Origin of the sequence: Streptomyces sp. NPDC058697 (assembly GCF_042715345.1) — a bacterium.
Lineage (GTDB): Bacteria > Actinomycetota > Actinomycetes > Streptomycetales > Streptomycetaceae > Streptomyces > Streptomyces liliifuscus.
The window spans coordinates 1-12452 of the sequence record NZ_JBHXSU010000035.1; the positions used below are offsets into that span (position 1 = coordinate 1).

Annotated in this window: 10 protein-coding genes and 1 pseudogene; 7 read left to right on the forward strand and 4 right to left on the reverse strand. The window is 72.7% G+C overall.

Features of this window, described 5'->3' with window-relative positions:
• Positions 1-199 precede the first annotated feature (199 nt).
• Positions 200-988 (forward strand): transglycosylase family protein, encoded by a 789-nt coding sequence (locus ACFWXQ_RS42725; RefSeq protein WP_386270318.1) that lies wholly within the window; start codon positions 200-202, stop codon positions 986-988.
• Here ACFWXQ_RS42725 and ACFWXQ_RS42730 read toward each other — a convergent pair.
• From ACFWXQ_RS42730 to ACFWXQ_RS42740, 3 genes and pseudogenes are all read right to left on the reverse strand, one after another.
• A pseudogene (locus tag ACFWXQ_RS42730) lies at positions 969-1610 on the reverse strand (ABC transporter ATP-binding protein); the annotation flags it as partial. The gene ACFWXQ_RS42725 and the pseudogene ACFWXQ_RS42730 sit on opposite strands and share 20 nt — an antisense overlap.
• Positions 1607-4897 carry an ATP-binding cassette domain-containing protein gene (locus ACFWXQ_RS42735; protein ID WP_383938435.1) on the reverse strand — a complete coding sequence of 1097 codons (3291 nt, stop codon included), beginning with the start codon at positions 4895-4897 and terminating at the stop codon, positions 1607-1609. The gene ACFWXQ_RS42735 and the pseudogene ACFWXQ_RS42730, both read right to left, overlap by 4 nt.
• A 48-nt stretch (positions 4898-4945) precedes the next feature.
• On the reverse strand, positions 4946-5443 hold the full coding sequence (locus ACFWXQ_RS42740; protein WP_383938432.1) for a hypothetical protein: 498 nt from the start codon (positions 5441-5443) through the stop codon (positions 4946-4948).
• A 128-nt stretch (positions 5444-5571) separates the two neighbouring features.
• Here ACFWXQ_RS42740 and ACFWXQ_RS42745 point away from each other — a divergent pair, with 128 nt between their 5' ends.
• The 4 genes from ACFWXQ_RS42745 to ACFWXQ_RS42760 all read left to right on the forward strand — a co-directional run bounded on the left by ACFWXQ_RS42745 (position 5572) and on the right by ACFWXQ_RS42760 (position 9650).
• Complete coding sequence (locus tag ACFWXQ_RS42745) at positions 5572-6111, forward strand: hypothetical protein (protein WP_383938429.1); 540 nt, start codon at positions 5572-5574, stop codon at positions 6109-6111.
• Positions 6086-7387, forward strand: coding sequence for an ABC transporter substrate-binding protein (locus ACFWXQ_RS42750; protein ID WP_383938427.1), 1302 nt, complete (start codon positions 6086-6088; stop codon positions 7385-7387). Before ACFWXQ_RS42745 ends, ACFWXQ_RS42750 begins: the two co-directional genes overlap by 26 nt.
• 143 nt (positions 7388-7530) lie before the next feature.
• Entirely contained in the window at positions 7531-8799 is a 1269-nt protein-coding gene (locus tag ACFWXQ_RS42755; RefSeq protein ID WP_383938424.1) for a glycosyltransferase family 4 protein, read from the forward strand.
• A complete protein-coding gene (locus tag ACFWXQ_RS42760) occupies positions 8796-9650 on the forward strand; it encodes a hypothetical protein (RefSeq protein WP_383938421.1) in 855 nt (284 codons plus the stop codon). The genes ACFWXQ_RS42755 and ACFWXQ_RS42760 overlap by 4 nt, the downstream gene beginning before the upstream one ends.
• Here ACFWXQ_RS42760 and ACFWXQ_RS42765 read toward each other — a convergent pair.
• Positions 9639-10814, reverse strand: coding sequence for an epoxide hydrolase family protein (locus ACFWXQ_RS42765; protein ID WP_383938418.1), 1176 nt, complete (start codon positions 10812-10814; stop codon positions 9639-9641). The two genes, ACFWXQ_RS42760 and ACFWXQ_RS42765, sit on opposite strands and share 12 nt — an antisense overlap.
• 63 nt (positions 10815-10877) lie before the next feature.
• Here ACFWXQ_RS42765 and ACFWXQ_RS42770 point away from each other — a divergent pair, with 63 nt between their 5' ends.
• Together ACFWXQ_RS42770 and ACFWXQ_RS42775 are read left to right on the forward strand one after the other, a co-directional pair.
• Positions 10878-11870: a helix-turn-helix transcriptional regulator gene (locus ACFWXQ_RS42770; RefSeq protein ID WP_383938415.1), complete on the forward strand. Its 993-nt coding sequence runs from the start codon at positions 10878-10880 to the stop codon at positions 11868-11870.
• A 351-nt stretch (positions 11871-12221) separates the two neighbouring features.
• Complete coding sequence (locus ACFWXQ_RS42775) at positions 12222-12437, forward strand: I78 family peptidase inhibitor (protein ID WP_055618508.1); 216 nt, start codon at positions 12222-12224, stop codon at positions 12435-12437.
• Positions 12438-12452: the final 15 nt, after the last annotated feature.

Here is a 12452-nt window from a genome sequence, read left to right on the forward strand (position 1 = left end):
TTGTGGTGGCGGGGGGGGGCGTGCTTTTCCCTCGCCTGCCGTGGGGGTTCGGGGGTGGGGGGGGGGGGGGGGGGGCCCCGGGGGGGGGGGGCCCCCCCCCCCCCCCCCCCCGGGGGGGGCGCCCCCCGCCGGACGCCTGCGCGGCTGGCCGATGGGCCGTCACCACCCTGCCTAGCGTGGCCCGATGTCGATCAAGCGCATGCGGTACGCGGCTGTCGTCGCCGTCGTCCTGGCCGTACTCGCCCCCGAGGCGGCGGTCGCGGCACCACCGCCCGCGGGACCACCGCCCACGGCACCCAGTCCGCCGGTGCCGGGCCGGGTGCCCTACGACTGTGCCAAGGACCAGTGGCCGTGGGGCTGCCTCGCCCAGTGCGAGAGCAGTGGCCGCTGGGACGCGAACACCGGGAACAAGTTCTACGGAGGACTGCAGTTCTGGCAGCCCACCTGGAAGGCGTTCGGCGGACTGGCCTACGCGCCGCGCGCGGACCTCGCCACGCGCGCCGAGCAGATCCGGGTCGCGGAGGAGGTGCTGCGCGTCCAGGGTTGGGAGGCGTGGCCCGTCTGTTCCAAGAGGTACAAACTCAAGGGCCGGGCGCATGTGGTGAGGCCGGGCGAGTCGCTCGCCTCGATCGCCCGCCGGTACCGCGTCAAGGGCGGCTGGAAGGCGCTCTACAAGCTCAACCGGAAGATGGTCGGAGAGGATCCGGGGCGGCTGAACGTCGGCACCATGCTGAAGCTGCCGAAGGGAGCGGGACCGGGGCGGCTGGTCACTCAGGCGATTCCTCCGACGCTCCCTCCGACGGCATCTCCGCCGACTTCTCCGACGACTCCTCCGGTGGTCCCTCCGGAGGACGCGGCAACCGGCTCCCCGAGTCTCCCGGGCGTGTCGGACCCGGAGGCCCCGCGGGCGCGCCCCGCCTCGACGCGTCCGCCGGTCCTGATGGGCCCGCCGCTGCCGAGGCCGAAGCCTCCGTCGACTCGCCGCTGAACACGATCGCGCCGCGCCGGAGTTCGTACACGATCGCCGTCCTGCCGTGCAGGCCGGGCGGCAGGCGCTGTTCGGCCACGATCACGCACGCGTCGAGGCCGCTCAGCAGCTCGTAGGTGCGGGCGGCGACCGTCGGGGACATGCCCTGTGCGGGCTCGTCGACGAGCACCACGCGCGCGCGTGCCAGGAGGGCGCGGGAGAGGGCGAGCATGCGCTGCTCACCGCCGGAGAGGGTCCCCGCCCTTCTCGGGAGCAGGGAGCCCAGTTGGGGATACGCGTCGAGGGCGGGCGCGAAGTCCTGGCCGGGGGCGGCGAGTCCGAGGTTCTCGCGGACGGTGAGCGAACCGAAGACGGCCCGTCGGTCCGGGACGAGACACAGACCGCGGCGGGCCCGTTCGTACGCGGGCATCCCCGTGACGTCGGAGCCGTCCCAGACCACGGCCCCGCGGGACAGGGGCACGGTTCCGGCGAGGGCGCGCAGTGCGGTCGTACGGCCCGAGCCGTTGCGGCCCAGCAGGACGGTGACGCCGTGGGCGGGCGCGTGGAGTGTCACCCCGTGCAGCGCCTCCAGCGGGCCGTACCGCACGCGCGCGTGGCGCAGGGAGATCCCGGGCGCGCTCATCCGTCGACCGCCGTTCCGGGCCCCTGGGTTCCGTGGCCCCCTTGGTGCGTCTGGTCCCCCTGGTGTGCTTCGAGCCGGTCGAGGCCTTCGAGTACGTGGTCGGCGGGGCCGGAGGCGACGACGCGGCCCGCCGTCATGACGTGCACGGTGTCGGCCAGATCGGCCACGAGGTCCAGGTCGTGCTCGACGACGAGCAGGGCCGTACCGTCCGCGGCCAGCGCCCCCAGCACGCGGGCCAGCGCCGCCACCTCGCCCGTGTCCAGTCCCGCCGCGGGCTCGTCGAGGAGCAGGACACGCGGGCCGCCCGCCAGGGCCCGTGCGAGTTCGACACGCCGCAGGGTTCCGGTCGGCAGGCCCGCCGCCGGGAGTGCCCGTACGGCTCCGTCGAGCCCGAGCAGCCGCAGCATCCGTTCCACGGCGTCCGCGTCCACGACGCGCCCCTGCTCGGCACCCACGCGTACGTTCTCGGCCACCGTCAGGGTCGGGAAGACGGCGAGTTGCTGAAAGGTGCGGGCGATACCGAGCCGGGTCCGGGCGTGCGCGGGCAGCCGGGTGATGTCCCGCTCCCCGAACCCGATCCGCCCGGCATCCGGCCGTACGGTCCCGGCGAGGCAGTGGAACAGGGTGCTCTTCCCGGCCCCGTTCGGCCCCACGACGGCGGTGATCCGGCCCGGGGTCAGATCGAGGTCCACGCCGTCCAGAGCGGTGAACCCGTCGTAGGCGACGCGGAGGGCACGGGCGCGGAGCACGGGGTGGGCCGGTGGGGTGCGGGATGTTCGGGGGCGGGTGGGCGAGGCAGGCCCTGCGGCGTGGGTTCCTGGCCCTGGCCCCGGTCCTGGCCTCGGCCTCGGCCCCGGCCCGGGTCCGGGTCCCGTGGGCGGTGTCGGCTGTGCCGGGCCGGGTTCGCCACCGGCGCGAGTGTGAGCGGGTGCTGCGCCGGATCCGGGCGAGGCGGGTTCGCCGAGGTTCCCGGCTGGACCCGCGCCGGGTGGCGGCGCCGAGTCGGATCGCAGGGCGCGGTCCGGAGGCCGAGGGGCGTCGGGTTCGCCGTCCGTGGTGCGAGGGCCGGACGGCACGCCGGGACGGTTCCGGTTCTCGGCCGGACCCGAGCCCTTCGCCTCGGAGGCGGGGACGGGGGCAGTTCCAGCCGGGCCGTCGCCCCGGTCCTCACCGGGCGTCGGAGGAGCGCCGGGAGCCTTGGCCCCGGGTCCGGAGGCATGGTCCGTCGGGTCGAGCGCCCAGGCAGCGGCGGGCTCGCCGACCGCCGGAGCCGGCCGTGGGACCGGTCGTGTCACCAGCGGGCGGCCACCGGTGAGCATGGTGCCGGTGTCCGTGGCGGTGTCCGAACCAGTACCCGTGTCGGCGTACGGGCCGGTCACCGCGGTCGCGCCCGCCGCGGCCACCACGTGGGGGCGGGTGCCGGGCCCTGCGAGCGTCGCCCGCAGTCTCCGTCTCACCCCGGAGCCCAGGGGAGTGAGTGCCACCTCGCCGCGCGGCCGCAGGCGTTCGGCCGCCAGGCGCAGGGCCTCGTACGGGCCGCCCGGGAAGCGGCCGACGAGGACGGCCAGGAGGCCGATCAGGGCCGCCGCGACACCGCCGCGCGTTCCCGCGTCCATGCCGACCAGCAGGGCCGCCGCGAGCAGCGCGCCGAGGACGCTGTCGGCGCCGAGGACGACGATCGCGGCGAACCACAGCAGGCCGCGGACCGGGTCGTACGCGGCGGGGTCGAAGGCGCGCAGGCCCATGCCGAGCATGCCGCCGCCCAGCGCGGCCAGCGCGGCGCCCGCGACGAAGGCCGTCAGTTTGAGCGTCGGCACGCGGACGCCCGCCGCCGACGCGCCCGCCTCGTGGTCGCGCATCGCCGCCAGGGCCCGGCCCGTACGGCCCCGGCGCAGTGCGTGGGCGGCCAGCAACGCGCATGCCAGGAGGACGAGTTCGAGTGCGTAGTACGCGCGGTCGCCGTCGAAGCCCGCCGGGCGGCCCAGGGTCAGGCCCGAGGTCGCGTACGGCTGGGCGAAGACGAAGCGGCTGACGCCGACGCCCACCGCGAAGGTGGCCAGGGCGAGCGCGAGGCCGTGGCGGCCGATGGCGGGCCAGCCGGTCAGCAGGCCCAGGGGCGCCACGAGCAGGACGGCGACCGCGAGAGCGGCCAGTTCGGGGAGCTCCGGCAGGCCCGGGAAGCGGCCCGCCGCCAGCAGCGCGGTGAAGAGGGCGCCCAGACCCGCGTACGCCGCCTGGCCCAGTGAGATCTGGCCGCCGCGGCCCGTCACCACGACCAGGGACAGCAGGACGACTCCCAGGGCCGGGACCTGGACGGACGTGTGCAGGTCCGAGCCCGCGAAGCCCAGGGGGAGCAGGAACAGGACCATGGCCACGATCCACGCGCCCGGCGGGGTGGCCACGCGCGCGCTCGCCGTGCGCGGAAGCGCGTCCCGCGTGCCGATACCCGGCAGGACGAGCGCAGCGATCAGCAGGGCGACGACGAAGAGGTTCGCGCCCACCGCCTGGAGCAGGGGTTCCCGCCAGCCCGTCGGGTGCAGCCGCGTCAACTGGCTCTGGGCGACCCCGATGCCGAGGGCCACGACCACCGCCACCGGCAGGCTGCGCATCCGGGCGGCGACGGCGACCGCCACCACCTCCATCACCAGCAGCGGCATGCCGTACGGGTCCAGACGGACGTACGGGGCCAGCAGTACGCCCGTCAGGCCCGCCGTGAACGAGCCGAAGGCCCAGCCGGCCGCGGCCACCCGGTCCGCGTCGATGCCGCCCAGGACGGCCAGCGAACGGTCGTCGACGACGGCCCGCAGCTCCCGGCCGAAGCGGGTCCACCGGATCACCGCACCCACGCCCACGGCGAGGACCAGCGTCACCGCCAGCTGTCCCCAGGGGTCCGCCGAGACGAGCGTCGGCGCGTCCGAGCGCGCGCCCGGGCCCCAGATCAGTGCCGCACCGCCGACGAGCAGCACGAACACGCCGATGGACGCGACGAGGGTCTGCGCCGGGTCGCTGCCGAGGACGGACAGGGGACGGAAGACGAATCGTTCCAGCGCCATGCCGATACCCGGGGCCACCACGAGCAGGGTGAGCGCGGCGGCGAGCGGCAGCGGCCAGTTCCACTCGACCGTGAGCTGCCACAGCAGATAGGCGCAGACCATGGCGATGGCGCCGTGCGCGAAGTTGAGGACGCCGGTCGCCCGGTGGGTCACGACCAGGCCGATCCCGGTGAGCGCGGCCGCGCTGCCGACGGAGAGCCCGGCGAACGTGAGGTCGTACGTCAGTGACGCCATCAGTCCTCGGCCCCCGGCCCGCAGTCCTCAGCCATCAGTCCGCAGCCATCAGCCGTCCGCCCCGGACGGCCGGGCGTCCGAGGCGGCGGGCTCGCAGATCGGGCAGGGGTCGAGGTCTCCACCCGCCAGGACCCGTGAGTCGACCGGCAGGGCCTCCGCCTTCCCGGAGACCAGCGGGCAGTCCGCGCGGTGCCACAGCGTGCCGCCGGGCACCATCAGCAGGTCTCCACTGACGGCCACGGGCGCGGCGGACGCCTGCCCGGACTCGTCGGCGTCGGCGGGATCGGCGGCCACCAGGAGCCCGTACAGCTCCTCGACGCGGGCCGCCGCGAGGGCGTTTCTGCCGTGGGTGAGGAGCACCGCGCCCGCGATGATCAGCGCGGCACCCGGCACCGTGCAGGACGCGAGGTAGGGCAGCTGGCGCTCGGCGAACCGCTCGCCGGAGATTCCGTACCAGCCGAGGACGCACAGCACCGCTCCCGCGGCGAGCGCGGCCCACCCGGCCCAGAGGACGGGGTGCACGGTCCGCAGTCGAGCTGTTCGCATGGGGGCTCCCATGTCATGTGTCTGACTGTCTTCCAAGTCCGCCGATGGACTTGCACTATGCCTTCTGCAAGCTGACCCTGAAAGCTCCGGGTGCACTTGGCCCGGACCGACACCCGGTGGTGAGCCAGATGGTTCTCGGGAGTGACCTCAGGCGGGGGACAGGCCGGGGGCTGGCGGTGGCGGTACTCGTCCTCGCCTCGGCTCTCACGGCCTGCGGCGACGACAGCGGCGGCGACGACACGACTCCGCCCTCGCCCTCCGTGGAGCAGCCCACGACGGCCGAGCCGAGTCCGAGCGCGAGCGCTCCGGACGATCCGGCGGCGGCCGAGCAGGAGATCAAGGAGAACTGGAAGAAGTTCTTCGACCCCGATGTCCCCCTGAAGGACAAACAGGCCGTTCTGGAGAACGGCGACAACATGGCGCAGGTCCTGGAGAGCTTCAGCGGCGACGAGCGCGGCGGGCAGGTGGAGGCGACCGTCGACCAGGTCGAGTTCACGGCGCCGACCGCGGCGAACGTGACGTACACGCTCACCCTCAAGGGCGCCACGGTCATGCCGAACGCCGCGGGGACCGCCGTCGAGCAGGACGACACGTGGAAGGTGTCCGTCAAGACGCTGTGCGGTCTTGTCGGGCTGAGCGGCAATGCGTCGCCGGGTCCGGGTTGCTGAGTGCGCTGTCGTGGGCCTGCTGCTCCTGGTGGGCACGGCCTGCGGCAGCCGTCTCCCGGAGAGCGACTTCGAGGACCGGCCGGGCCGTACGCCCACGCGGAACACGGCGGAGCCCCTGCGCGTGGGCATCATCACGAGCGCCACCAGCCCGGTCGGCGGAAACACCTTCACCGGGCCGCGCGACGGTGCGAAGGCCTATTTCGACCGGCTGAACGCGCGCGGCGGCATCGACGGCCGCCGGGTCGACGTCCGCCTGTGCGACGACGGCGGCAGCGGTGTCGGCAACAACGAATGTGTGCACAGGCTCGTCGACGAGGACAAGGTGGTCGCCCTCGTCGCCACCAGCGCGCTCGACTACGCGGGCGCCTCCCGGGTGTCACGCGCGCGCGTGCCCGACATCGGCGGGCAGCCCATCGGCGCGGCGTACGACACCTATCCGCACCTCTACGGGATCTACGGCAGCCTCGCCCCGCGGAACGGAAAGCCCGGCTGGGACGGGAAGCTGTACGGCGGCACCGAGATCTACCGCTACTTCAAACGCGAGCAGGGCGCCCGGACGGCGGCCGTCGTCTCGTACAACCAGTCCGCGTCGGCCGCGTACGCCCGGCTCGTCACCCGGGGCCTGAAGGCCGAGGGCTACAAGGTGGTCACCGAACAGGTCGACTTCGCGCTGCCCAACTTCCGTGCCGCTGCCGCCGACCTCAAGGAACAGGGCGCCGACGTGGTCTTCGACGCCATCGACACCTACGGCAACGCCCAACTGTGCAAGGCGATGGACGACGTGGGCGCCGACGTCCTCGCCAAGGTCACCAACGTGCAGAACTGGACCTCCACCGTCCGCGAGGACTACAAGGACGCGCCGCGCTGCCGCAACGCCCTGTGGGCGACGGGTTCGAGCCGTAATTACGACGACACAGCCACGGCCACGGACCACGACGCCGTACGGGAGTTCCGGGACGGCACGAAGAACCTGAAGAGCCACTCCCAGTGGCAGCTGGAGGGCTGGGCCGCCGCGATGTGGTTCACGGACGCGGCCAGGTCCTGCGCGAAAACGGGCGTCACGCGCGCGTGCGTCGACCGTTTCATGGACACGGGCAAGCCGTACACGGCCGACGGTCTGCTGCTGCCCGTCCGGTACGAGCGCCTGCCCGAACCCCCGAAGACCCGCAGGACCTGCCTCTCGGTGGCCCGCTGGGAGGACGCCGACGGATGGGTGAGTCAGGGCGAGATGAACGACGAATGCTTCGACGTGCCGCAGCTGTCCTATGAGCCCTGATGCTTCCCGGCGCCAAAAGGTTCCGCCATCCGGTTACCGATGGCGCAACTGTTCGGGAACAGGATGATAAGCAAGACCAACCATCACCCCAACTCCCGGGTCTAACCCACAGGTAGCTGGATGAGCCGGAGATACGGGGACGCATGCAGATCTCTTTCCTGATACACAACGCCTACGGAATCGGTGGGACGATCCGGACGACGTACAACCTTGCGAACACCCTTGCCGAGCAGCACGACGTGGAGATCGTCTCCGTGCTCCGCCACCGCGAGGAGCCGGTCTTCGCACTGGATCCACGCGTGCGCGTGCGCCACCTCGTCGACATCCGCACGAACAGCCCGGGATACGACGGGGACGACCCCGCCTACCGTGCGCCCGCCCGGGTCTTCCCGCGAGGGGAGGTCCGCTACGACCAGTACAGCGCTCTCACCGACCGCCGTATCGCGGACCACCTCTCGAAGGTCGACTCCGACGTGGTGATCGGCACCCGGCCGGGGCTCAACGTCCATCTGGCCCGCGAGACCAGACGGGGGCCGCTCCGCGTCGGCCAGGAGCACCTCACGCTCGACACCCACTCGGAGTCCCTGCGCACGGAACTGCGCGGCGCCTACCCGCGGCTCGACGCGCTCACCACGACCACGGAGGCGGACGCCGGGGCGTACCGCAGGAAGATGCGGCTGCCCGGCGTCCACGTCGAGGCCGTGCCCAACCCGGTGCCCGCGCCCGGCATCGAGCCCGCGGACGGCTCCGGAAAATGGGTCGTGGCGGCCGGGCGACTCGCCCCGGTCAAGCGGTACGACCTGCTGATCAAGGCCTTCGACCGGGTGCGCAGGCAGCGGCCCGACTGGCGTCTGCGGATCTACGGCGGCGGCAAGCAGAAGGACAAGCTGCGCAGGCTCATCGACGAACTCGGCCTCTACAACCACGTGTTACTGATGGGCCCGGCGCATCCCATCGAGCCGGAGTGGGCCAAGGGATCCATCGCCGCCGTCACCTCCAGCCTGGAGTCCTTCGGCATGACGATCGTCGAGGCCATGCGCTGCGGCCTGCCCGTCGTCTCCACGGACTGCCCGCACGGCCCGGGGGAGATCATCGACAACGGCGTGGACGGACGCCTCGTTCCCGTCGGCAACGTCGGGGCCATCGCCGACGGACTGCTCGAACTGATCAACAACGACGAGCTGCGGCAGCGGATGGCGCACGCCGCGCTCAAGGACTCCGCGCGCTTCGACCCCGCCCGGATCGCCGAACGCTACGAGTCGATCTTCTCCGGTCTCGTCCCGCGCGGCGGCGACTCGAGGATCGGCCGGATGCGCGGCTCACTGCATCGCACGCGGGGCGCCCTGCTCGGCGGCGCGTATGCGGTTCGGGATGCCGGACGGACCGTACTCGGGAAGGAGAGCTCCGCATGATGACGGTGGCTCCGCAGGCCTCGCACCGGCACTCCGACAAGGACGTGAGCATGCCCACGGGCGCCGACTGCATCGCCGACTCCGCGGGCGGGCTCACCTTCGACATCGCCGGCCCCGGCCCGGGCGCCACGGCCGGCGGCACGCATCTCGTGCTCCGGCACCGGGACGGCGTTCAGGAGGTCCGGCTGCCGCTCACCCCGGCCGGCGACGGCCGGCTGCGTGCCGCGCTGCCCAGCAGTGTCGAGCTGCCCGAGGGCCGCTGGGACGCCTACGTCCAGGTCGGCGACGGCGAGCCGCGGCGCCTGGCGCCCGGTCTCAACGACCTGCGCTCGCTCGTCGACCGGGTGCCGAGCGGCGCCCGCGGCCATGTCGCCGTCCGCATCCCGTACGGCACCAAGCACGGCAACCTCTCCGTCCGCAGCTGGCTGCGCGCCCCGCACGCGGAGGCGGGCGAACTGCGCATCGGGAAGGGCGAGTTGGATGTACGGGGTCAGGTGTACGGCGTCGAACTCACCCCCGACGCCTACGCCGAACTGCGCCACCGCGAGGAGCCGGAGACTGTGCTGCGGGCTGAAGTCGCCCCGGACCGAGCCCGGTTCGGCCTCACGGTGGCCTACTCCGAGCTGACGGAGGGCATCTGGGATCTGTGGCTGCGACCGGCGGGGGAGAGCGGGCCGCGGGTACGGATCGCCCGGCTGCTCGACGACATCGCCGACAAGAAGCCGATCTTCAGCTATCCGACCGTCATGGTGGAGACGGCGTACGGCCCGGTGGAGGCCGGGCCGTACTACACGAGCGACAACGACCTGTCGGTGACCGTCACTCCGGCCACGGCGGTCTCATCGCAGTGAGCCGAAGAACTCCCTGATGTCGCCGGTCAGCAACTCCGGTACCTCCAGGGCCGCGAAGTGCCCGCCGCGGTCGAACTCCGTCCAGCGGACAACGGTGTTGGTCTCCTCGGTCCAGCGCCGGATCGCCACGTCCTCGCCGAAGTTCGCGACGGCGGTGGGCACTTCGGAGCGTGTGACGGGGAACCAGTCACCGCTGTGGCCGTTCTCGTAGTACATCCGGGCCGCCGAACCGGCCGTCCCGGTCAGCCAGTACAGCATCACGTTGGTGAGCAGCGTGTCCCGGTCGACCGCGTCCTCGGGCAGCTCGGCCGAGGAGTGCGTCCACTCCTTGAACTTCTCCATGATCCAGGCGAGTTGGCCGACGGGGGAGTCGGTCAGGGCGTACGAGAGTGTCTGCGGGCGGGTCGACTGGAGGACGTTGTAGCCGAAGCCGTCGGAGGTGAACCGGCCGATGGCCGCGAGGCTCCGCCGCTCCCGGTCCGTCAGTTCGGCCTGCACCTCCTCGGCCACCGGACCGAGCGGGATGAAGCCGACGGACGCCGCGTTCACATGGACCCCGATCACCGACCCGGGCGCGACCCGGCCGAGCGCGGGCGAGATGAGCGCGCCCAGGTCGCCGCCCTGCGCGCCGTACCGCTCGTAGCCGAGCCGGCGCATCAGCTCGGCCCACGCCCGGGCCGTACGGCCGACGTTCCAGCCGCGGTCCTTCGTGGGCCCGGAGAAGCCGAAGCCGGGGATGGCCGGGATCACCAGATGGAAGGCGTCGGCCGGGTCGCCACCGTGCGCGCGCGGGTCGCTCAGCGGGCCGATCAGGCCCAGGAACTCCACGATCGAGCCCGGCCAGCCGTGCGTCAGGATCAGCGGCACCGCGTCCGGCTCGGGCGAGCGGACGTGCAGGAAGTGCACCTGCGCGCCGTCGATCTCCGTCACGAACTGCGGGATCTCGTTCAGGGCCGCCTCGTGCTTGCGCCAGTCGTAGGCGCCGCGCCAGTGGTCGGTCAGCTCACGGAGATACGGCAGCGAGGCTCCGTACTCCCAGCCCACGCCCGGCAGCTCGTCGGGCCAGCGGGTCAGGTCCAGGCGGGTGTGCAGGTCGTCGAGCTGCGCCTGAGGGATGTCGATCCGGAACGGGCGGATCTCTTCGCTTGCGCTGTTGTCTGCCATGTCTCGTAAGGTACGCACCCTTGCGGACAGGTACTGTCCGCAATGCCTGGCAGACTCGGATTCATGTTGGAGACCTCGGCACGACTCCTGCGTCTGCTCTCGCTGCTGCAGGCGCACCGCGAATGGTCGGGCGCGGCCCTGGCCGACCGCCTCGGCGTCACCCCGCGCACGGTCCGCCGTGACGTGGACCGGCTGCGCGAACTCGGCTATCCGGTGAACGCCAGCCCCGGCACGGGCGGCGGCTACCAGCTCGGCGTGGGCGCCGAGCTGCCACCGCTGCTCCTCGACGACGACGAGGCGGTCGCCGTGGCGGTCGGCCTGCGCACCGCCGCCGGACAGGGCATCGAGGGCATCGGCGAGACCTCCGTACGCGCCCTCACCAAGCTCGAACAGGTGCTGCCGCACCGGCTGCGCCGCCGGGTCGGCGCCCTCAACGCCTTCACCGTGCCGATGCTGCGCGGCCCCCAGCCCTCCGCCGTCGACCCGGCCGTCCTGACCGACCTGGCCGCCGCCTGCCGCGACTCGGAGCGGCTGCGCTTCGAGTACCGCGACCACGCCGGCTCCTCGACCCGCCGCACGGTCGAACCGCACCGCCTGGTGTGCACCGAGCACCGCTGGTACCTGGTCGCCTGGGACGTCGACCGTGACGACTGGCGTACGTTCCGGGCCGACCGCGTCACGCCCAGGCCGCCCCACGGACCGCGCTTCACGCCCCGGCAGGCGCCCGCCGAGGACCTGGCCGCCTATGTGTCCAAGGGCGTGTCCGTCCGCGCGTACGCCACACACGCCGTCGTCCGGCTGCTCGTGCCCAAGGAGGAGGCGGCCCAGCGGATCTCGCCCTCGGCCGGGACGCTGGAGGCGGAGAGCGACGGCAGCTGCATTCTGCGCACCGGGGCCGCGAGCCTCGATGTGATGGTGATCCACGTGATGCTGATGGGCGTCGAGTTCGAGGTGCTGGAACCCGTCGAGCTCGTCGAGGCGATCAGGACCGCGCGGGACCGGCTGACCCGGGCGCTGGAACGGGCTTCGTCGGAGAAGGCGCGTACGGCCTCCTGAAGCGTGGGTCCTGTGCTTGAGCCATGCATTTCCTATGGTGTGTCAGCTTCCGGAACACAGCCCGGAATCGGAAAGGAAAGGCGCGGGCGCGGGGTCGGCAGCGCGTTTTCCGGCCTGATATTCCGGCCGCGGTCGCGATGGTCCCGGGTACTCCCGAATTACGTTCGAAGGCGGGCGGAACACGTACGGAACCGCCCGTAAGTGTGACGGTCCGCTGTGCGGCAACTGATGTTCCCGTGGCCGAAACGGGTGTCGTTGTCCTGTGACAGAAGCGTGACCGGAGAGGGACCGGTGACTGATGGTGGCGGGCCCGGGCTTCCGCCGCCGCATTCCGCCGCCTAACGTGGCGGCATGGCACCGATTCCCACTCCTCCCGCAGAGCCCTCGGACACTCCGGACGCGTACGTCGGACTGGAGGCGGGCGGCGCCGAGCGGCTGGCCCGTGAACGTGGCTGGTCCACGGTGCGGTCACTGCCACCGGGCGCGATCATCACGATGGAGTACCTCTCGGGGCGGCTGAACTTCGAGGTCGCCGACGGCCGGGTGACGCGCTGCTGGAAGGGCTGACCCGTCACCTGTCCG

Coding starts and splice junctions, on each gene's coding strand:
- ACFWXQ_RS42750 (WP_383938427.1), top strand. CDS start 6,086: ATGCGTCGCCGGGTCCGGGTTGCTGAGTGCGCTGTCGTGGGCCTGCTG.
- ACFWXQ_RS42765 (WP_383938418.1), bottom strand. CDS start 10,814: ATGGCAGACAACAGCGCAAGCGAAGAGATCCGCCCGTTCCGGATCGAC.
- ACFWXQ_RS42745 (WP_383938429.1), top strand. CDS start 5,572: ATGGTTCTCGGGAGTGACCTCAGGCGGGGGACAGGCCGGGGGCTGGCG.
- ACFWXQ_RS42770 (WP_383938415.1), top strand. CDS start 10,878: ATGTTGGAGACCTCGGCACGACTCCTGCGTCTGCTCTCGCTGCTGCAG.
- ACFWXQ_RS42760 (WP_383938421.1), top strand. CDS start 8,796: ATGATGACGGTGGCTCCGCAGGCCTCGCACCGGCACTCCGACAAGGAC.
- ACFWXQ_RS42775 (WP_055618508.1), top strand. CDS start 12,222: ATGGCACCGATTCCCACTCCTCCCGCAGAGCCCTCGGACACTCCGGAC.
- ACFWXQ_RS42740 (WP_383938432.1), bottom strand. CDS start 5,443: ATGCGAACAGCTCGACTGCGGACCGTGCACCCCGTCCTCTGGGCCGGG.
- ACFWXQ_RS42725 (WP_386270318.1), top strand. CDS start 200: ATGCGGTACGCGGCTGTCGTCGCCGTCGTCCTGGCCGTACTCGCCCCC.
- ACFWXQ_RS42735 (WP_383938435.1), bottom strand. CDS start 4,897: ATGGCGTCACTGACGTACGACCTCACGTTCGCCGGGCTCTCCGTCGGC.
- ACFWXQ_RS42755 (WP_383938424.1), top strand. CDS start 7,531: ATGCAGATCTCTTTCCTGATACACAACGCCTACGGAATCGGTGGGACG.